16 protein-coding genes are annotated in these 20,757 nt (G+C 65.9%); 4 read left to right on the top strand and 12 right to left on the bottom strand.

Annotated features, from left to right (window positions below; all coding sequences use genetic code 11):
* Nucleotides 1-26 precede the first annotated feature (26 nt).
* The 5 genes from F8O08_RS01135 to pyrE all read right to left on the bottom strand — a co-directional run bounded on the left by F8O08_RS01135 (nt 27) and on the right by pyrE (nt 6,061).
* On the bottom strand, nt 27-1,724 hold the full coding sequence (locus tag F8O08_RS01135) for a hypothetical protein (RefSeq protein ID WP_158038496.1): 1,698 nt from the start codon (nt 1,722-1,724) through the stop codon (nt 27-29).
* 87 nt (nt 1,725-1,811) lie between these two features.
* Nucleotides 1,812-3,623 carry a phosphoenolpyruvate carboxykinase (GTP) gene (locus F8O08_RS01130; protein WP_158038497.1) on the bottom strand — a complete coding sequence of 604 codons (1,812 nt, stop codon included), beginning with the start codon at nt 3,621-3,623 and terminating at the stop codon, nt 1,812-1,814.
* 199 nt (nt 3,624-3,822) lie between these two features.
* Nucleotides 3,823-4,533, bottom strand: a complete 711-nt coding sequence (locus F8O08_RS01125) for a TrmH family RNA methyltransferase (RefSeq protein WP_158042345.1) — start codon at nt 4,531-4,533, stop codon at nt 3,823-3,825.
* Between the two features lie 25 nt (nt 4,534-4,558).
* Nucleotides 4,559-5,368: an HAD-IIA family hydrolase gene (locus tag F8O08_RS01120; RefSeq protein WP_158030674.1), complete on the bottom strand. Its 810-nt coding sequence runs from the start codon at nt 5,366-5,368 to the stop codon at nt 4,559-4,561.
* 129 nt (nt 5,369-5,497) lie between these two features.
* Complete coding sequence (gene pyrE, locus F8O08_RS01115; protein ID WP_158030673.1) at nt 5,498-6,061, bottom strand: orotate phosphoribosyltransferase; 564 nt, start codon at nt 6,059-6,061, stop codon at nt 5,498-5,500.
* Nucleotides 6,062-6,212: 151 nt separating this feature from the next.
* On the opposite strand from pyrE, the gene F8O08_RS01110 reads away from it, so the two are divergent.
* Nucleotides 6,213-7,025, top strand: a complete 813-nt coding sequence (locus F8O08_RS01110) for an exodeoxyribonuclease III (RefSeq protein ID WP_158038499.1) — start codon at nt 6,213-6,215, stop codon at nt 7,023-7,025.
* A gap of 305 nt (nt 7,026-7,330) precedes the next feature.
* The gene (locus F8O08_RS01105; protein ID WP_158042344.1) at nt 7,331-8,179 is read left to right on the top strand and encodes an endonuclease domain-containing protein; all 849 of its coding nucleotides are present in this window, start codon (nt 7,331-7,333) and stop codon (nt 8,177-8,179) included.
* A 285-nt stretch (nt 8,180-8,464) separates the two neighbouring features.
* Here F8O08_RS01105 and F8O08_RS01100 read toward each other — a convergent pair whose 3' ends face one another.
* From F8O08_RS01100 to lipB, 3 genes are all read right to left on the bottom strand, one after another.
* Nucleotides 8,465-9,385 carry an AEC family transporter gene (locus F8O08_RS01100; RefSeq protein ID WP_192496922.1) on the bottom strand — a complete coding sequence of 307 codons (921 nt, stop codon included), beginning with the start codon at nt 9,383-9,385 and terminating at the stop codon, nt 8,465-8,467.
* A gap of 22 nt (nt 9,386-9,407) precedes the next feature.
* Nucleotides 9,408-10,445 carry a lipoyl synthase gene (gene lipA / locus F8O08_RS01095; protein WP_158038688.1) on the bottom strand — a complete coding sequence of 346 codons (1,038 nt, stop codon included), beginning with the start codon at nt 10,443-10,445 and terminating at the stop codon, nt 9,408-9,410.
* A gap of 203 nt (nt 10,446-10,648) precedes the next feature.
* Nucleotides 10,649-11,314, bottom strand: coding sequence for a lipoyl(octanoyl) transferase LipB (gene lipB / locus F8O08_RS01090; RefSeq protein ID WP_158042342.1), 666 nt, complete (start codon nt 11,312-11,314; stop codon nt 10,649-10,651).
* Between the two features lie 65 nt (nt 11,315-11,379).
* On the opposite strand from lipB, the gene F8O08_RS01085 reads away from it, so the two are divergent.
* A complete protein-coding gene (locus tag F8O08_RS01085; RefSeq protein WP_158038502.1) occupies nt 11,380-12,471 on the top strand; it encodes an alpha/beta hydrolase in 1,092 nt (363 codons plus the stop codon).
* Between the two features lie 45 nt (nt 12,472-12,516).
* Here F8O08_RS01085 and F8O08_RS11070 read toward each other — a convergent pair whose 3' ends face one another.
* The 3 genes from F8O08_RS11070 to F8O08_RS01070 all read right to left on the bottom strand — a co-directional run bounded on the left by F8O08_RS11070 (nt 12,517) and on the right by F8O08_RS01070 (nt 18,231).
* Nucleotides 12,517-14,295, bottom strand: a complete 1,779-nt coding sequence (locus F8O08_RS11070; RefSeq protein WP_158038503.1) for an ABC transporter permease/substrate binding protein — start codon at nt 14,293-14,295, stop codon at nt 12,517-12,519.
* Nucleotides 14,295-15,680: a quaternary amine ABC transporter ATP-binding protein gene (locus tag F8O08_RS01075; RefSeq protein ID WP_158038504.1), complete on the bottom strand. Its 1,386-nt coding sequence runs from the start codon at nt 15,678-15,680 to the stop codon at nt 14,295-14,297. The genes F8O08_RS11070 and F8O08_RS01075 overlap by 1 nt, the downstream gene beginning before the upstream one ends.
* 352 nt (nt 15,681-16,032) lie before the next feature.
* Nucleotides 16,033-18,231: an ATP-dependent Clp protease ATP-binding subunit gene (locus F8O08_RS01070; RefSeq protein WP_158042341.1), complete on the bottom strand. Its 2,199-nt coding sequence runs from the start codon at nt 18,229-18,231 to the stop codon at nt 16,033-16,035.
* 345 nt (nt 18,232-18,576) lie between these two features.
* Here F8O08_RS01070 and F8O08_RS01065 point away from each other — a divergent pair, with 345 nt between their 5' ends.
* Complete coding sequence (locus F8O08_RS01065; RefSeq protein ID WP_158042340.1) at nt 18,577-19,530, top strand: hypothetical protein; 954 nt, start codon at nt 18,577-18,579, stop codon at nt 19,528-19,530.
* On the opposite strand, the gene F8O08_RS01060 is transcribed toward F8O08_RS01065, so the two are convergent.
* Nucleotides 19,471-20,757 (bottom strand): glycosyltransferase, encoded by a 1,287-nt coding sequence (locus F8O08_RS01060; protein WP_158038507.1) that lies wholly within the window; start codon nt 20,755-20,757, stop codon nt 19,471-19,473. The two genes, F8O08_RS01065 and F8O08_RS01060, sit on opposite strands and share 60 nt — an antisense overlap.

The raw sequence follows: 20,757 nt of genomic DNA, 5'->3' as shown, positions 1-20,757 counted from the left end.
CAGTGTAGTGCACGGGTCTGACGGAGTCAGTAGCTCCGTGACCCCGACCCCGAAGACCGAGAGACCTGCTCGCCGATCGCCCGGCCGTAATCCTGGAGCACGCTGTCGAGACGGTCTTCGTCCTGCAGCCGCATGATTTTTCCAGAAATCGTGCTGGTGACGTCTGCCATGGTCGACAGCGGGCTGAAGTACCAGCCGCCCTGCTCTTTGACCGCGATGAACGAGAACTGGTCGATGCCCAGCTCGCCGGCCTGCGGAGGCTCCCCGAAGTCGATCGTGACCGGCCGGCCCTGCACGGTCATAGTCACCTTGAGCTGGCGGATCTCCAAGCGGACGTACTGGCCCGACATCGGAAAGTCCAAGACATAGCCGTCGGGCATCACGCGAGCCTGATCTCCGCTGACCGTGCTCGACCCAGGGGTCTGCCCCAATCGCACTTGGGGGCTCGAGCTCGGCCGGCCGAGTCGTTCTGCGAACGGCTGGCCGTACAGGCTGAACGCTCGTCGCTCAGCAGTCGGCAGGCTCTTGGCCACATCGTCGTAGCGACCGCTCTGCATCGCGTCGACCACAGCCTTGGTCGTCGTCGAGAGCGCCTCTTCTGGGCTGGACGCGCCGGGGGCCTCGGCCGCCGAGAGCACCCTCCCGCGCTGCACCTGAGCACTGGGATGCTGCTCGTTGTACGATCCGAGCGCTGCTTCGCCTGCGGTGAGCAGCGGGCTGAAGTACCACTTCCCAGACTCTTTGACGGTGACCATCGACAGCGGCAGGGTGCTGTGCTCGTCTGGTTTCGCCAGATCGATCGTCTGCGGCAGGTCGATCTGCCGCTGCATCTGCTCTGGTGTGGTCTGTCTTCCAGGCCTGCCCTGCATGGCGGCCACGCTGTTGCTGAGATCGGCCAGTCGCTGGGCCAGTGCGTCTTCGTCGGTGGTCGAGACTGTAAGCGTGCCTGACACGAACGTCACTTTGGAGACTTCGTCGTCTGCGATCGACTCCTGACGAGTCGAGACGTCTTTCTGCTCGACATCGATCAGCTGCACCACCTGCTGCAGGCTCTGGAGCACGTCTGTCGCCTCTGCGCCCAGACCGGAGTCGCTGGCGTGGGTTGCGGACTGCTGCACCAGCGGGGTGAGCACCGCGGCCTCGGATGGCGCCACCGATTCCAGCAGCTTCACCGGGTTCTTCGCGGAGAGCCCGTCGATCAGACTCACCGCGGCGGCTTCCGGAGACGAGTGGCCGCCTCCCACGATCGATCGAACCGCCCACCAGGCTCCCCCGCCGATCGCCAGTGCGATGACGACCACGATCGCAGTGATCCAGATCCAGCGACGCCCCTTCTTGGTGGCCGTGGGCGGCTCATCTGCTCCTGGCCGCTCTGGTGTCGTCGGCTGCGACGAGGACCACTCGGGCTGCGCTGGCTGCAGTGCGGATCCGGCTGGTGGGGTGTTGTGCGGCAGACGTGGCGGAGGCCCGCCTTCACCGGTGGCCGGTTTGGTCGCCAGATCTGCAGCCTGCCGGCCGGATGCCTCGGTCGAGCGAAGTCGAGCGACCTCTGCTCTGGCTCGCTGGTCGCCTTCGCTGCCCAGCCAGTCGAGAAGTCCGGGATAGACGTTCGGATGCCGAGCGATCAGCGACCCCAGGCCAGGTTCTGCCACGGCGATCTCGGCGAGTCTGGCAGCGCTGGTGGCAGGATCGCGCACCTCGTGTTCGAGCGCGGGATTCGTCATCGGGGTTCCCTTCGGCAGAGCGGAGCAGACCTGTGCGACCTGCCTCCACCCTACCGAATGTGTTTCGCCCGACCGGAGGTCACGCGATCAGTGATCGGCAGCCTCTTCGAGCTGCTGCTGCAGATCGCCCAGACGCTCGCGCAGCGCCACGGGCACGCGGGAGCCGAAGATCTTGAAATAGCTCTCGACGTCGTCGGTCTCGTGCAGCCAGGCCTTCGGATCGAGCGCGAAGAGCGCCTGCCAGTCTTCATCGGTGACGTCAGTGCCCTCCAGCGCGAACTCCTGCTGCCGGGGAATGACACCGAGAACATTGCTCTCGCCCTCAGCGTCACCGTCGAGGCGCTGAGCGATCCAGTCGATCACGCGCGAGTTGTCGCCGAAGCCCGGCCAGAGGAACGATCCGTCAGCGCTGCGACGGAACCAGTTGACGCCGAAGATGCGCGGAGCACCCTCACCGAGCGTCTCGCCTATCTCAAGCCAGTGCCCCCAGTAGTCGGCCATGTTGTAGCCGCAGAACGGCAGCATCGCGAAGGGGTCTCGGCGCAGCTGCCCCACGGTGCCCTCAGCGGCGGCGGTCTGCTCACTGGCCATGGTGGCCCCGATGTAGACGCCGTCACGCCACGAGTTCGACTCGACCACGAGTGGGGTGTTGGTACGACGGCGACCACCGAAGAGAATCGCATCGACCGGCACGCCTTCCGGGGCATCCCAGTCATCAGCGAGCGACGGCGCCTGGTCGGCACGCACCGTGAAGCGGGAGTTCGGGTGCGCGGCAGTCGTCTCGCTGGCCGGAGTCCACTCGCGACCGCGCCAGTCGGTGAGGTGCTCGGGCACCTCTTCGGTGAGCCCCTCCCACCACACGTCGCCGTCGTCTGTCAGTGCGACGTTGGTGAAGATGACGTTCTCGCTGAGCGCTTCGATCGCATTTGGATTCGTCGTGACGCCAGTGCCCGGAGCAACGCCGAAGAACCCGTTCTCAGGGTTGATCGCGTACAGGCGACCGTCTGCCTTGGGGCGCATCCAGACGATGTCGTCACCGAGCGTCTCGACCTTCCAGCCGGGCAGCGTCGGGCGCATCATCGCGAAGTTCGTCTTGCCGCAGGCAGAGGGGAACGCCGCGGTGATGTGGTAGCTGCGGCCTGCCGGGCTGGTGGCGCGAATCAGCAGCATGTGCTCGGCGAGCCAGCCCTGATCGCGCCCCATCGCCGAGGCGATGCGCAGCGCGTAGCACTTCTTGCCGAGCAGGGCGTTGCCGCCGTAGCCCGAGCCGAACGACCAGATCTCGCGGGTCTCGGGAAACTGAACGATGTACTTCTTCTTGCTGCACGGCCACGGCACGTCGGCGATCTCGTTGCCCGCCTCGTCGCGCAGCGGGTGACCGACCGAGTGCACAGCCGGAACCCACTCGGCACCGGCGTTGATCTGCTCGGCGACCTTGTCGTTGTCGACGCGAGTCATCAGGTGCATGCTCACCACGACGTAGGGAGAGTCGGTGAGCTGGATGCCGACCTTCGAGATGTCGCCGCCGAAAGGGCCCATCGAGAAGGGGATGACGTACATGGTGCGGCCGCGCATGGCACCGGTGAACGCCTCTTTGAGCTCTGCGCGCATCTCGTCGGGGTCACGCCAGTTGTTAGTCGGCCCGGCGTCTGCCTCGCGCTTCGAGCAGATGAAGGTGCGGTCTTCGACGCGTGCCACGTCGGTGGGGTCGGTGCGAGCGAGAAAGCTGTTCGGACGCTTCTCGGGGTTCAGCCGAATGAAGGTGCCGTCGTCGACGAGCTGCTGGGTCAGGCGATCCCATTCCTCCTGCGAGCCGTCAGCCCACTCAATGCGATCAGGCTGCAGAATCTCTGCGAACTGATCGACCCACTGGCGTACGGACTCATTGTGCTGAACCATGGAATTCGACTCTCTTCATTGATAGCTGAGGTGTTTCAGGGGGACGCCGTTGGCCCTGCAAGACCTACACTATACCGGCAATATATTTTGTGCGAACCGGTGACCGACCGAGCGTCCGCTCCACGTCAGAGACCAGACACGCGCTGTGAGACGCACCGTGAGACGAGGGGCGCGCGCCGCGCACGGCATCCGCGTGATCTCAGTGTGCCGAAGCGGCCGTTCCCGGGATCACGGCGTGCTCCCGCACCCAGTCATGCATGATCACCGCAGCCGCCGCCGACGCGTTGATCGACCGGGTCGACCCGAACTGCGTGATCTTGACGATCTCGTCCGACGCCTCGATCGCAGCCTCGCTGAGCCCGGGGCCCTCCTGCCCGAACAGGAACACACACCGCTCAGGCAGGTGCAGCCCCTCGACCGGCACTGACCCCGGCACATTGTCGACGCCGATGATCGGCAGCTCAAGGCGATGCGCCCAGGCGACGAACTCCTCGATCGTCGCGTGGTGGTCGACGTGCTGGTAGCGATCGGTGACCATCGCACCGCGCTTGTTCCAGCGTCGGTTGCCGATGATGTGCACGCGCTCGGCCAGAAACGCGTTGGCGCTGCGCACGATCGAGCCGATGTTCATGTCGTGCTGCCAGTTCTCGATCGCCACATGGAACGGATGCCGCTGCTGATCGAGATCGGCGACGATGGCCGCCATATTCCAGTACCGGTAGCGGTCGATCACGTTGCGCGAGTCGCCGTGCTCGAGCAGCTCAGGGTCGTAGCGCGGGTCGTCGGGCCAGCTGGCTTGACCGCCGGGCCACGGGCCGACACCGTGCGTGGTGCGTTCCGGGGATGCCGTGCGCGGCTCAGACTGCTGCGCGTCAGGTCGGCTGTCGGTTGCGTTGCTCTGCTCGTTCACCCGACGAGTGTAGCGCCGCAGGCCGTCAGATCAGGTCTGACACTGAGTCGAGCACTTCGTCGGGACGGAACGGGTAGCGCTCGACCTCGGCACGGTCTGAGATTCCGGTGAGCACGAGCACGGTGTGCAGGCCGGCCTCGATGCCGGCGACCACGTCGGTGTCCATGCGATCGCCGATCATGCCGGTGGTCTGCGAGTGGGCGCCGATGCGCGTCATCGCCGAGCGGAACATCATCGGGTTCGGCTTGCCCACGATATAGGGCTCGTGACCGCCCGTGGCCTTCGAGATCAGTGCGGCGATCGCGCCGGTGGCGGGCAGCGGCCCTTCAGGGCCGGGTCCGGTCGGATCGGGGTTCGTGCTGATGAAACGAGCGCCGCCGAGAATCAGCCTGATCGCCTTGGCGATCGCCTCGAACGAATAGGTGCGGGTCTCGCCCACGACCACGTAGTCGGGGTCACGATCGGTCATGACGAACCCGGCCTCGTAGAGCGCCGTAGTCAGCCCCGCTTCGCCGACCACATAGGCGCTGCCGCCGGGCATCTGCGATTTCAGAAAGTGCGCGGTGGCGAGCGCCGAGGTCCAGATCTCGTCTTCGGCGACGTCGATGCCCATCGAGTGCAGCCGTGCGCTCAGGTCACGCGGCGTGTAGATCGAATTGTTGGTGAGCACCAAGAAGCGTCGACCGGCCGCTCGCCAGCTGCGGATCAGCTCACCCGCGCCAGGCAGGGCGCGCCCCTCCTTGACCAGCACGCCATCCATGTCGGTCAGCCACGAGACGATGCGCGAGCGCCGTTCCGGCTCGACGGGTGACTCGGGCTGCAGGTCTTCGCTCATGACTCCAGAATGCCACAGACGCGCGAGGGTGACGGGCGCGTTCAGCGTCTGTTCAGCTCGCCGTGCGCAGGCCTCTGGGCAGACGCCGGATCCGGCGATGCGGCAGAAGACGACGCCAGACCTGAGATCTCAGACGTCGAGTTCGTCGACGCTGATCGCAGCCAGATACGGGATGCCCTCGGCCTCGATGGCCTCTTTCGCACCGGTATGGCGGTCGACGACCACGGCCACCGCGGCGATCTCTGCGCCGACCTTCTTCAGGGCCTCGATTGCCTTCAGCGGCGACCCTCCGGTCGTCGAGGTGTCTTCGACCACGATCACGCGCTTGCCCGTGAGGTCAGGACCCTCGACCTGACGGCCGCGGCCGTGGTCTTTGGGCTCTTTGCGCACGACGAAGGCGTGATAGTGCTGCCCCGCCGCGACGCCCTGATGCAGAATCGAGGTGGCGATGGGGTCTGCCCCGAGGGTCAGCCCGCCCACCGCATAGATGTCTGGCACGTCTTTGATCAGATCGACCATGACCTGGCCGATCAGCGGTGACACTCGGTAGTCGAGGCTCACCTTGCGCATGTCGACGTAGTAGGTCGCATGCTTACCGCTGACCAAGGTGAAGTCACCATGGAACACCGCGTCGGAGTTGATGTACGAGATGAGCTGACGGCGAACGTCGTCGATTGCGGGCGCAGAAGTCATGCCGCCATTCTACGTGTGCGCGGCGAGTGGCTCTGGCGCTGATGGCCAGCGGGGCGTGCGCCCCCCCGGCGGGGCCCTGCACACCCGACCAGCGCGCGGCTCGCAGCCCCAGCGCGCCTCCGGCATCCCCCGACGTTGATAAAGTGACCCCGTGCGCATCGCAACTTGGAACGTGAACTCGATCAGGGCCCGCATCGATCGGGTCGTCGAATGGCTCGACGAGAACGACGTCGACGTGCTCGCCCTGCAGGAGATCAAGTGCAAGGAGTCGCAGTTCCCGTTCGGTCGCTTCGAGGAGCTCGGCTACGAGGTGCACATGCACGGCCTCAACCAGTGGAACGGCGTGGCGCTGGTCAGCCGCATTCCTGCCGAGGACGTCGAGCGCGGCTTCGCCGGGCAGCCGGAGTTCCGCGATGTGGTCGAGGCTCGGGCGATCGGCGCGACCTTCGACGGTGTTCGCGTGTGGAGCCTCTATGTGCCGAACGGCCGCGAGCTCGACGACCCGCACTACGCCTACAAGCTCGCCTGGCTGCGTCAGCTGCATGCGGATGCCGTGGGCTGGCTTGCCGACGACCCTGACGCCCGCATCGCGCTGGTCGGCGACTGGAACATCGCTCCGCGCGACACGGATGTGTGGGACATGAAGGCGTTCGCGGGCAAGACGCACGTCTCGCAGCCGGAGCGCGACGCCTTCGCCTCGTTCGAACGCGCGGGGTTCTCTGACGTCGTGCGCCCCTACGCGCCCGGGTACACGTATTGGGACTACAAGCAGCTGCGCTTCATCCGCGACGAAGGCATGCGCATCGACTTCGTGATGGGGTCGCCCGCGTTTGCCGCGGGCGTCGAGAACGCGTTCGTCGACCGCGGTGCACGCGAGGGTGTGCAGCCCAGCGACCATGTACCCGTGGTCGTCGACATCGATGTGCCCGGCACCTTCGACGACGACCGGCCGATGGCGTTCTGAGCGCGGCACACTGACGGAGATTGCAGGCTGTCTACCGCGATTGCTCAGAATCGCCCGTATTCTGCCAATTCGTGGCGGCGAGGTGAAATCCCCGCAGGCACACTGGGTCAACCGCGCAAGCTGGGCTGTGTGCGAAAGCCTGCCGGCGGGGTCGTCTCATAAAGCGCTCAGACGGAGTGCGAGGCGTAGAGCACGTGACAGATTCTCCACTTTGGGTTCTCCACATTGGGCAGGCAGACCCGGAATTCTCCACAACGGCGAAACGCCCCTATAGCGAGCTGCCATTTGCTGCGAGCATCAGAGCCATGCCGTTACCGCACAGATTCTCACCGTTCGGCGTCTGCACGACTGCGACGCTCGCCCGTGCAGGCATCTCACGGTGGCAGATCAGAAGCCTGCACGCCGACGGCACGCTCACAACGGTGCGGACAGGCTGGCATGCCGAACGCAACGCAGAGAGCGCCGTTCTGGCAGCGGTTCAGGCCGGCGGGGTGCTGAGCGGACTCCACCGTCTCAAACTCCTCGCCGACGGTATCTGGCTGCCGCCCAACTCACCACCTCACATGTACACGCACCACCCTGCTCACGCCCAGGGATGGGTTGGCCACCGCTGGCCCCGACTGTGCAGTCCAGACGTGCAGTTCGGCGTGGTCCCGACGATCATCGCGCTGCGTCATGGGCTGTCGGATCAGCCGCTTGAACAGGCGGTCGCGGTCGTCGACTCACCGGCTCGATTCTGCACGCTGGCGAAGCCCCAGCGCAACCGACAGTCCCTCACGCTCAGCCCCACCGATCTGTTCGCAGAGCTCTCGCGTACGCCTTTCGGACGTCGAGTCATCGCGTATTCCGACTCGGCTGCCGAGTCGGGGCTCGAGAGCATCGTACGAGTGCTGCTGACCTTAGCCGGCCACCATGTTGAGACTCAGGTGGTCATCGCACGCAGTCAGCGCATCGATTTGGTGGTCGACGAAATCCTGGCGATCGAAGTCGATGGGCGTACACACGATGGGCACCAGCGCACGCTGCAGGATCGCGCGAAAGAGGCGGACATCCGCGCTGCCGGCTACCGTCTGGCCAGATACAGCTATCCGCAGATCATGCAGAACTGGGCTGGTGTCTATGCCGACATTCTGCGACTGCTCACCATGCACTGACACGTCTGCAGCTCCTGTTGTATGAGCTGCCCGAGCGCGACGCCACCCGAATTCGCACGCTGTACACCTCGATTGGCCAGAATCCCCCATATTTTCGCCAATCCGTGGCGGCCAGCTGCAATCCGCGCAGGTGCGCGCTCTGCAGGAGCAGGCCGGTGCGGATGTTGAGGCGGGCAGGCAGGTGCTGAGTGGTGGGCAGGTGGCTGATGGGCTGGGGCGGGGTGAAGTAGGGCTGGCAGGAGCAGACAGGTGCAGATACTGGTGAGCAGGCCGGCGGGGTGAGGCTCAGTAGAGCAGCGCGACGATGCCAGCGACGACCGGCACCGAGATCAGCGTGCTGGTGAACGCGGTGTCTCGCGCAAGCGTCTGCCCCACACCATAGGTCGTCGCGTAGTTGTACGTGTTCTGCGCCGTCGGCAGCGCGGCCATCACCACGGCCACCATGAGCGCATGCCCCGACAGACCGAAGAGATGCACGGCGAGCACCCACCCGATCGCCGGCTGCACGAAGCTCTTGACCAGCACGGCCACCGTGATGCGCCCGATCGGGCTGCCTGCTGAGAACGGACGCTTCGCGGCCAGTGACATGCCGAAGTTGATCAGCATCGTCGGCACCGAGATGCCGGCGATCAGGTGAACGGGCTCATAGATCACATCGGGAACCGGAATGCCGATCGTCACCACCGCGATGGCCACGACACTCGCGATCAGCACCGGGTTCAGCAGCACGTGTTTGAGGGTGGGCCACAAGCCGTCTCCTCCGCCGGTCACGACGTCGAGACAGATCATCGCGATCGGCGTGTAGAGCGCCATCTGGAAGAGCATGATCGGAGCGATCTGCGAGGAGTCGCCGAGCGCATATACCGCAATCGGAATACCGAGGTTGCCGATGTTGACGTATGACGCCGACATGACTCCGATCACCGTCTCGCCGCCCTTGGGGCGCCAGATCGGCACGACCACGGCGAGATAGGTCACGATCGCCGCGGCGACCGAGATCATCTGCACTCCGAGAGCCGGGGTGAGCAGATCCTGCGGCTGCGTCTTGACGATCAGGCTGAACAGCAGGCAGGGCTGAGCCACATAGAAGATCAGCTTCGACAGCACCGGCCGAGCCTCAGGCCCGAGCACCCCGCCACGCCCGAGACCGAAGCCGACGAGAATGATGACCGTGATGACGCCGAAGCCGACGAGCACCCCGCTCACGAGCTGATTCCCGGATGCATGGTCAGACGGCCTGCCGGAACGCGTCCGGCTGATCCGCCTTGTCTGCAAGGTGCTGCAGATGCGCAGGAATGGCACGCCCGCGCTTGCGCATGGTCTGCGCCCACAGCCGACCGGCCCGGTACGACGACCGCACCAACGGCCCGGAGAGCACCCCGGGGAAGCCGATCTGTTCGGCCTCGGCCTTGAGCTCGACGAACTCCTGCGGCTTGACCCAGCGATCGATCGGGTGGTGCAGCTTCGACGGCCGCAGGTACTGCGTGATGGTCAGAATGTCGCATCCGGCCTCATGCAGATCGTGCATGGCCTGCGAGATCTCCTCACGGGTCTCGCCCATGCCGAGAATGAGGTTGGACTTCGTGATCATGCCGGCAGCCCGCGCCTGGGTGAGCACATCGAGCGAGCGCTCATAGCGGAACGCCGGGCGAATGCGTTTGAAGATGCGCGGCACCGTCTCAAGGTTGTGCGCGAACACCTCGGGCTTCGCGTCGAACACCAGCTGCAGCCGCTCTGGCCTGCCGCTCAAGTCGTCGGCGAGCACCTCGACGCCGGTGCCCGGGTTCTGCTCGTGAATCTGGCGAATGGTCTCGGCATACAGCCAGGCGCCGTCGTCGGGCAGGTCGTCGCGGGTGACACCGGTGATCGTGGCATAGCGCAGATCCATGCGCGCGACCGACTCGCCGACACGACGCGGCTCGTCCATGTCGAGCGGCTCGGGCTTGCCCGACATGATGTCGCAGAAGTCACAGCGCCGAGTGCAGATCGCGCCGCCGATGAGGAACGTCGCCTCACGGTCTTCCCAGCATTCGAAGATGTTCGGGCAGCCGGCCTCCTGGCAGACCGTGTGCAGCCCCTCGTTCTTCACCAGGCCGTGCAGCTGCTGGTACTCGGGGCCCAAGTGCGCTCGCGTCTTGATCCACGAGGGCTTCTTCTCGATCGGCGTCTCGGCGTTGCGGCGCTCGACGCGGCGCAGCTTTCGCTCGCCGTCCTGTCTGAGGTTGCGCAGATTGCCACGCGACGGCCCCGCGGTGCGTGCCGGCATGGTGGGCATGCCGAGACTGGCCGGGCCGGCGGATGCGCTGGCACCGTGAGAGCCGCATCCGCAGCCGCCAGCGGCGTGGGCCGCGTCAGCATTCGACTCATTCGAGCCCCCGCAGGCGCAGCCGGCGTCCTGCGCCGCCGCGCCCGGCGCGGTCTCGACACGAGTTGCGAGCATTCGGGCGACATGATCGGGAACAGGCTGAGTCATGAGACGGCGACCTCCTCGATGAGCTTCTCAAGATGGGGGGTGACGATCGGCACCATGTCGGCGGGCGTCACGGTGCGGCCGAGCACCTGCGAGATGCTGGTCACACCGGCATCGGTGATGCCGCAGGGCACGAAGGTGTGGAAGACGGAGTTGTCAGTGCTGCAGTTCAGTGAGAAGCCGTGCGTGGTCACGCCGCGCGAGGCGTGGATGCCGATCTGCGCGATCTTCTCGTCGGTCGGCAGCCCTGTGTTGACCCAGACTCCTGACCGACCCTCGACGCGAAAGCCGTCGATGCCGATCTCGGCCAGCGAGTCGATGAGCGCCTGCTCGACCGACCGCACGTAGGGCACCAGTCGCAGGTGCTCGCGCAGTTCGAAGACGGGATAGCCGATCAGCTGGCCCGGCCCGTGCCAGGTCACTTTGCCGCCGCGGTTGATCGGCACGACGGGCGTGCCGTCTGTGGGGTAGTCTGCGGGGTCTGCACGACGACCTGCGGTGTAGACCGCCGGATGCTCGAGCAGAAAGACGTCGCCACGGCTGTCGCCCGCCTTCACGGCGGCCTCGGTTCGCTCCTGCAGGTCGAGGGCCTCGCGGTAGTCGACGAGGTCGGGGGCGAGCCCGACCACCTTAATGGGTATCCCGGTGGCAGTGCTGACGTTCACACCTGTCACACTATCCCATCTCGATGACACGAAATGACACCCGCCACTCGACCATAATGTGAGGCATGCAGACCTTCACGCCGCCAGACGGTCGCTGGCACCCGGATGTGCTCGGCGACGACTTCGAACAGCGCACCCTGCCGTTGGGCGTCGACGCAGAAGGCGACGTCTTCGCAACCCTGGTCAGATATCGGACGAAGGATGCCGCCCGCAGCCCGCAGCCCGGACGTCTGCCCGCCGTCGGGCAGATCTTCGCCGGATGGGACGTGCTCTATGTGCACGGCTGGAACGACTACTTCTTCCATCCTCACGTCGCACGATGGTTCGCCGAACGCGGGGCGCGCTTCTATGCGCTCGACCTGCGCAAGTACGGCCGAAGCCTGCGTCCCGGGCAGACGCATGGGCTGATCTCGAATCTGAGCGAATACGACTATGACATCGCTGCGGCGCTCGAGGCGATGGCAGACGATCCGTTCGAGCCGACACGAGCCAGACGCCCGCTCGAAGAGATCGCGAGCCTGCTCACTCCCGCACGCAGCCACCACGCTCACAAGCGTCGACTGGCATTGTTCGGACATTCGACCGGCGGTCTGATCTTCAGCCTCTGGGCAGATCGGCATGCCGGTCAGGCAGACGCTCTGCTGCTCAACAGCCCCTGGCTCGAGCTGCAGGCGAAGGCCATCGGGCGACAGGTGATCGCGCCGATGCTCGAGCTGCAGTCCCGAGTCGATCCGCACAACACGCTGCCGTCGATCGACTTGGGCTACTACAACCGTTCGGTCAGCGCCGAGGGCCGAGGACAGTGGACGTTCAACGAAGAGTGGCGGCTGCCCCGCGGCTGCGACATGCCGGCGATCTGGCTGTCGGCGGTGCTCGCCGGGCACGCGCGCGTCGCCGCCGGGCTCGACGTACGCATCCCCATTCTCACCATGACCTCGGCGCACAGCACGCTGTCGACCACGTGGAACGATGCGATGCTTCGCACAGACAGCGTGCTCAACGTTCGCGACGTCGCCGAGCGAGCCCTCGGCCTGGGGCCGGAGGTCACAGTGGTGCGCATCGAAGACGCCCTGCACGACATCTTTCTGTCACGACCTCGGGTGCGGCAGGCCGCCTTCGACTCGATCGCCCGCTGGGCCGGCGGCTACCTGCGCTGAGGTGCCGCCGGCCTGATCATCGCGGCCGGACGAACCGGCGACTGCTCACTGCGTGAGCCGGTCGACGTATTCGCGGTTCTCGTCAGACCACTCGCGCACGGGACGCGTGTAGTCATTGCCGTCGACGCCGCTGTTGAACATCGCGTTCTCGAGCGAGGCGAGCGTCGCGGTATCCATCCGGAAGCCGCGCATCCAGCGCACCAGATCTGGGTCGTCGTCTTCGAGACCGGCCCGGGCGAAGCTGTGAATCTGCTCCGCCTGACCGAGTGTGCCCAGTGGATCCTCGAGATCGCGGATCGGGAACGCGTCGTACGCCCAATGCGGCTTCCACAGTGTGACCACGATGTTCTTGCCGCCACTGGTCGCGTTCTTCAGCTCGGTGAGCATCGCTGTGGTCGACGACGTCGTGTAGTCCATGCCCTGCAGACCGTACTGCGGGATCACCGCCTCTTTGGTGATGCGGGTGAGCCCGGCGCCCGGTTCGATGCCGATCAGGCGGTTGTCGAACGCGTCGGCGTTCGCCGCCAGTTCGGAGAGCGACGTGATCGGCGCATCCTCGTTGACGGCGATGGTCAGCTTGGCCTCGTCGTTCCAAGCTCCCAGGTCGATCATCTTGTCGCCGTACTGCTCGATGTAGTCGCGATGGGTCTCAGGCAGCCAGGTGTCGAGCACCAAGTCGAAGCTGCCCTGCGCGACACCGGTGTAGGCGGCGGCCGGGTCGACATTGGTCAGCTGCACCTTGTACCCCTTGCCTTCGAGCTCCTGCTTCCACAGCCACGAGGCCGCAATGCCCTCGTCCCAGCCGTTCATGACGGCGATGCGCACAGTCTTCTGCGTCGAGCCGAGCCCGGAGAGACCGCCGTTGAAGATGCTCGCCAGCACCAGCACCACGACCCCGCCCAACGCGATCAGCGTGTTGCGACGCGTGTGACTGGCAGCCGGGCTGACCGACTCCCCTGCGCCGGCATCCGCCGAAACGGGGCGCGCCGACGTCGAGACGCGACGCCCCATGGCCGAGGTCACGCGGTCGAGGTAGACGGCCAGGATCACGACCGACAGCCCGGCTTCGAAGCCGAGCGCCACGTCGATGCGGCTCAGGCTCTGCACGACCGGGCTGCCGAGCCCGTCGGCGCCCACCATGGCCGCGATGACGACCATCGAGAGGCTCAGCATGATCACCTGGTTCACACCGGCCATGATGGACGGCAGGGCGAGCGGCAGCTGAATCTGCTTGAGGATGCGCCAGGGCGAGGCTCCGAACGACCGCCCGGCCTCGACGACTTCGGCGTCGACGCCGCGGATGCCGAGCTCGGTGAGACGCACGCCGGGAGCGAGCGAGAAGATGATCGCGGCGACGATGCCCGGCACCACGCCGACCGAGAAGAGAATGATCGCGGGAATCAGGTAGACGAAGGCAGGCATCGTCTGCATGAAGTCAAGCACCGGTCTGATGATCTTCGAGGCGGTCTGCGACTTCGCCGCCAGAATGCCCAGCGGCACGGCGATGATCACGGCGATCAGACTCGCGACGATCACGAGCGCGAGCGTGTCCATCGCATTCGACCACTGATTCAGCGTGTAGACGAGGGTGAGCCCGACCAGTGAGAAAAGCCCCAGACGCCAGGTCGCGACCCACGTGGCCAGTGCGGCCAGCAGCAGGATCACCACCCAGAACGGCGGGGTGACGAGCAGCCAGGCGAGGCCGTCGTAGATGCCGCCGAAGCCGACGCCGATGCCGGTGAAGAACCAGCCGAGCACGTCGGTGATCCAGGAGATGAAGTCGGCGACCCAGTCACCGAGCGGAATGCGAACGATGGGATCCATCAGTTGGCCTCCTCTCGGTCGTCAGCCGCCGCTTCGGGCGCAGCCACGGCATCCGCCGTCGCACCGGTGCCGATGCTCACCGACTCGCGAGGCTCGCCTTCGCTGCCGATGGCGCCCTGCAGCGCTGCGTGCGCCTGTTCGGTCAGAGTGTCGCCCTCGGCCAGCGCCCGCACCTCCGGGGTGATCACGTCGATCGCCTGTGTCGTCGCCGGCACGCTGCCGAGCGAGGCCAGCAGCGTGGCGCGTGGGATGCCCCCGAGCAGCCGGCCGTGGTCGTCGACGACGCCGAGCGGAATCTTCGAGATGACCGACGGGCGCACCAGATCGGCCAGCAGCTCGTCGGGGCCGACGGTGATCGAGGGCTGCACGACCGAGCTGAGATCGGTGACGCCGTCTTTGATGAGACGGGTCGCGTCGCGGTCCGAGACCACTCCGCGGTATTTGCGGCCGCGGTCGAGCACGAACACGAAGGGGATCTGCTGCTCGCGCATCAGCCGAAGCGCGGTGCGCGGGCCCGAACCGATCTGCACCTGACCGAGGATCGGCTCCATCACACTGCGCGCGGTGAGCACGCGCGCTCGGTCGACGTCCTGCACGAACTGCGCGACATAGTCGTTCGCCGGGTCAGTGAGGATGTCTTCGGGCGTGCCGCTCTGCACGATGCGTCCGTCGCGCATCACCGCGACGCGGTCGCCGAGGAACATCGCCTCGTTCAGGTCGTGTGTGATGAACACGATGGTCTTCTTGAGGTCTTCCTGCAGGTCGAGCAGCTGCTCCTGCATCTCTCGGCGAATCAGCGGGTCGAGAGCCGAGAACGCCTCATCCATGAGCAGGATGTCGGTGTCGGCGGCGAGCGCACGCGCCAGCCCGACGCGCTGCTGCATGCCGCCCGAGAGCTCGCCGGGATACTTGCTCGCCCAGTCACGCAGCCCGACGCGTTCGAGCACCGTGATGGCCCGCTCGGTGCGTTCGGCCAGGTCGACGCCCTGCACCTCGAGGCCGTATGCGGCGTTCTCGAGCACGGTGCGGTTGGGCAGCAGGGCGAAGTGCTGGAAGACCATCGAGATGCGTTTGCGACGCAGCGCGCGCAGCTCTTTGGGATCGAGATCGCTCAAGTCATGGCCGAAGATGCTGACCGACCCTGCGGTCGGCTCGTTAAGCCCGTTCAGCATGCGGATCAGCGTGGACTTGCCCGAACCCGACAGCCCCATGACGACGAAGAACTCGCCGCGATCGACGGTGAAACTCGCATCGATGACCGCGGCTGTGCCGAGCTGGGTGAGCTCGCTGCGGTCGGCGCCCTCTTTGAGGCGCCGAATCACTTCTTGGGGTTTTCTGCCGAACACCTTGTACAGATGCTCGACTTCGATCACGGCAGACGTCATGCTCACCTCCGTGGCACGTCGTCGGGAGCTGGCGCTGCAATGCGTGGCGCTCAGACGTCGTGCCGAGTGTCGCGAACGGGTTGCCGCGGGTCTGAGACACTCACCGGATCAAGCCTGGCCTTCATGGCGGCGATCAGTGAGACTATACGTGCGCGGTTCGCACGCCCCTACGACAACCATACGAATGACCGCGGAGCAGAGCCCGTCGCGATCACGCGCGTTCTATTGTGCTCCAAGCAGTGTACGCCACTGCGCCGCGACTTCTTTACCTGGTGAAAGAGATATGGGGCCGAGCCCTCAGACTCGACCCCACATCCGCGACCCACGGCGCTGTCACCGCAGCGGTCTCACATCACCCTTCGACGACCCCCTCGGCATCGACTTCCAAGCCGTCTCCGTCAGGCTTCACCGTGACGCGCACGCTCTGCCCGTCCCGCACCTCGCCGGCCAACAGCTTCGTGGCGAGCTGGTCGTCGACCTGTTTCTGCACCAGACGACGCAGCGGGCGAGCCCCATAGACCGGGTCGTACCCCTTGTCGGCCAGCCAGGTCTTCGCCTCGGGCGAGACGACCAGGCGCAGCCGGCGCGACTCCAGGCGAACGCCGAGCCGTTTGATGTACAGATCGACGATCTTCGTGAGCTCCTCTTTGGTGAGCGAATCGAAGAGCACGATGTCATCGAGGCGGTTCAGGAACTCCGGCTTGAACGTCTGGTGCACGACCTGCATGACCTGCTCGCGCTTGACGTCGTCGGCGAGCGATGCGTCGATCAGGAACTGGCTGCCCAAGTTCGACGTGAGAATCAGAATCGTATTGCGGAAGTCGACCGTACGACCCTGGCCATCGGTCAGGCGACCGTCGTCGAGCACCTGCAGCAGCACGTCGAAGACGTCGGGATGAGCTTTCTCGACCTCATCGAGCAGCACCACTGAGTACGGGCGGCGCCGCACGGCCTCGGTCAGCTGGCCTCCCTGTTCGTAGCCCACGTAGCCCGGAGGAGCTCCGACGAGACGGGAGACCGTGTGCTTCTCTCCGTACTCCGACATGTCGATGCGCACGATCGCGCGTTCGTCGTCGAAGAGAAACTCGGCGAGCGCCTTCGCCAGCTCGGTCTTGCCCACACCGGTCGGCCCCAAGAACAGGAACGATCCGGTCGGACGATTCGGGTCGGCGATGCCTGCGCGGGTGCGCCGAACAGCCTCGGCGACCGCGTGAACGGCGGCCTTCTGCCCGATCAGACGCTTGCCCAGCTCGTCTTCGAGGTGCAGCAGCTTCTCGGTCTCGCCCTGCAGCAGCTTGCCGACGGGGATGCCGGTCCAAGCGGCCACGACTTCGGCGATGTCGTCTTCGGTCACCTCGGTGCTGACCATGCGCTCGCCATTGTGCTCGGCTGTCTGTTCGGCCTCTTCCGCCTGTTTCAGCTGGCCCTCGATGGCACGAAGCCTGCTCTCGATCTCAGACAGCTTCTTCCAGACGCCCGGATCGTTGCTGCCGCTGGCGAGCTGCTCGTTGAGCAGCCGCTCCTGCTGCTTCTCAAGGTCGGCTTTGCGTTCGCGCAGCTCTTTTGCGCCTTGGAAGACCTGGCGCTCCGACTCCCAGCGCGTCTTCAGCTCGTCGAGATCATGCTCGACCTTCGCTTTGTTCTTCTGCACGTCTTTCAGACGATCCTGGCTCGCCGCATCGGACTCCTTCTTCAGCGAGGCCTCGGCGATGTTCAGTCGTGCGAGCTCACGGTTGAGCGCGTCGATCTCTTCAGGTGAAGACTCCTGCTCCATCTTGAGTCGGCTGGCCGCTTCGTCCATCAGGTCGATAGCCTTGTCGGGCAGCTGACGATCGGGGATGTAGCGGTTCGACAGCTGTGCGGCGGCGACGAGTGCGCCGTCGGTGATGCGCACCCCGTGGAAGTTCACGTATGTGTCTTTCAGGCCGCGCAGGATCGCCACGGTGTCTTCGACACTGGGCTCGCCGACATAGACCTGCTGGAAGCGACGCTCCAGTGCGGAGTCTTTCTCGATGTACTCGCGATACTCGTTCAGGGTGGTCGCGCCGATCAGGCGCAGCTCGCCACGAGCCAGCATCGGCTTCAGCATGTTCGCGGCATCCTGCCCGTCACCGGCGCCCGCACCCACCAGCGTGTGGATCTCGTCGATGAAGGTGATGACCTGACCTTCGCTCGCCTTGATCTCGGCGAGCACCTTCTTCAGCCGCTCTTCGAACTCGCCGCGATACTTTGCACCGGCGACGAGTGCGCCCAGATCGAGCGAGATGAGCTTTTTGTCTTTCAGCGAGTCGGGAACGTCTCCCTTCACGATGCGCTGTGCGAGCCCTTCGACGACGGCCGTCTTGCCGACGCCGGGCTCGCCGATGAGCACCGGGTTGTTCTTCGTGCGACGGGTGAGCACCTGCGACACCCGACGAATCTCGGCGTCACGACCGATCACCGGGTCGAGCTTTCCGCTCTTCGCGATCTCGGTCAGATCGGTGCCGTACTGCTCGAGCGCCGACTTCTCCTCTTGCTGATTGGTCTGTTGGCCCTGTGGCTGCTGTGCCATGCTGTCTCCTTTCGTGCGGCGAGCCCTGTCGTCTCGTCCGCACCTGCGGTGAAACCTCAGTCAGACATGTGCGATACCTGGGGCCGCCACCGCGACCCCACTCTCACGTTCACATCTCTCACAACTCCTCACAACTTGAGTCTATTCCACTCAACTTTGATTCGCACAGCTGATGCGAAGCCCGGCGGTCGGCACCAGCAGCACAGCGCCCAAGAACACCTGCGCTGCGCAGGTCACCGGCGACATCCGCTGCGTCACCACTACAGTGATGCAGAGAGCGCAGCACCATTCAGTCGGTCACAGCGCCGCCGCGAAGTCGGCGCAGCCCGACGAGGAAAGGCCCCCATGTCGAGACAGCATGCCCAGTCCGTCAGCTTCGACGAGCTCGTCGGAGACGCCGAAGACGCCCCCACGCGGGAGCGCCGCAGCATCGGCTCACGCTGGGCGAGCTTCTTCTCGGGCCTGCTGCTGACCCTCGCCGTGCTGGCCTCGCCGCTGGCCATGGGAGGTTGGTGGCTCGAGCACGATCTGCTCGACACCGACGCGTTCGTGGCCCAGAACGCCGATCTGATCAACGATTCGAACGTTCGCGACGCCATCGTGACGAAAGCGACCAACACGATCAAGGCACGGGTCACCCTGCCCGCCGGGGCACAGGCCGTCATCGGCGACGCGGTGCAGAAAGATCTGCGAGCCGGGATCGACGCCGCCCTCGCCCCGGACACCATGCAGCAGACGTGGCGTGCCCTGCTCTCCGCGTCGCACCAGCAGAACGTCGCGGCCCTGCGCGGCGAGACGACTCCCACCGACGACTCGTTCACCCTGCAGCTCGGCCCCCTCGTCGACCAGGCACGCACCCAGCTGGCCACGATCAACGCACCGCTGGCCGCCATGCTGCCTGATGCCGACTTCACGATGTCCATCGGCCCGACCGGGTCGATCGACAAGGCCAAGCCCGTCGTGGCGATCGCCGATCAGTACGCCACTCCGCTGATCGCCGGTGTCGTCATCGCATTGGTCGCCGGCGTTGCGCTCGCGGCCGGCGGGCGGATGCGAGCGCTGAGTCGCGTGGCCACGTGGCTGGTGGTCGCGTGTGCGGCGACCTTCGCGCTCGCGCGTGCCGGTGCCTGGCTGATGGCGAATCTGCTGCAGCGCCAGCTGGGCGACGCCGCACAGCCGCTCTTCACCAGCGTGACGATGCCGTTGCAGACGCTGGCCACCGTCATCGGCGTGGTCTTCTTAGTGATTGCCCTGGTCAGCCGAACGATCTTCGTGATCGCTCGACGCCGCCGCGCCTGAGCGTCGCACGGTCGTTCGCTCGTCGATGAGGGCTCGATACCGTCGCAGCATCTGCTCGGTGAGCCGGCTCTGCAGCCAGCGCATGCGATCGACGTCGGTGACGCGCAGCTCACGGCCATCGGCTCGACTCTGAGCGATCGCGGCGACGGCCTCGTCGATCGCTCGCACGAGATCGGCGGTCGACGAGCCAGCCGTCACCCAGCTCGGCTGCACGTCGACCTCGTCGGCGATCGCACGATCACAGAACACCACCGGGGTGCCGAGTGCCGAGGCCTCGTACACGGTCATGCCCTGGGTCTCGAACCCCACGGAGGTCTGCAGCAGTGCGTCTGACCGCGCGATCGCGCGCAGCGCCTCAGGATGCGACACAGCGCCGTACAGCCGCACCCGAGAGCTGATGCCCAGTTCGTCGATGCGCCGTCGCACCATCGCTTCGAGCAGCCCGTGACCGTAGACGTGCAGCTCGGCCGAGGCTGCGGCTGCGCGCTCGCTTGCGGCGAACGCCTCGACGGCCTCGACGATGCGCTTCTCGCTGCTCATGCGTCCCAGCCAGACGAGCCGAACCGGCGCAGACTCCTGTGGCTCTGCCCCGGTCTGGGCCTGCGCGATCAGTCGGTCGTCGACGCCCGTCGGCATCACGATCGCTCCCTCGACCCCATGCTCGTGCAGCCGTCGGGCGAAGTGCGCGCTGGGAGAGATCACCACTCGGGCCGCGGCGGTGAGCTCGGCGAGATATCGCCACGCCCCCCGAGCGCGAGGTGACACGGGCAGCGAACGCCCCAGGAGCATCCGCCGCCAGGCACGCAGCGCGACGAACACCAGGCCTGCCAGCGGCGTGACTGCGCGCGTGCCGGAGTCGACGTCGTTGTGCAGCGTGTGCACCACCGGCGCGTGCAGCAGTCGTGCGATGCGGTAGCCGATCAGCGCGCCCCAGAAGTCGCCCTGCACGTGCACGATGTCGACCGGCGGAAGCTGGCCAAGGCGCTGCAGCAGAAATCGGTCGATGCGGCGCCCTGGCCAGGACATGCCGTACTCGCCGTCGCAGGTGATGCGCATCGAGGGCAGGTCGATGTCATGAGCGCGGGGCGGATGCGGCCGGTGCAGACGTGGGGCCACCACCGTGGCGAGATGGCCGGCGTCGGTCAGCGCCGCCTGCTGCTGCCGAATCGACACCTGCGCCCCGCCGAGGGAGTCGGCGTGCTGGTCGGTGACGATGAGCACATGCAT

The organism is Pseudoclavibacter sp. CFCC 13611 (assembly GCF_008831225.1).
Lineage (GTDB): Bacteria > Actinomycetota > Actinomycetes > Actinomycetales > Microbacteriaceae > Pseudoclavibacter_A.
This window is presented reverse-complemented; position numbering and strand designations above follow the sequence as displayed.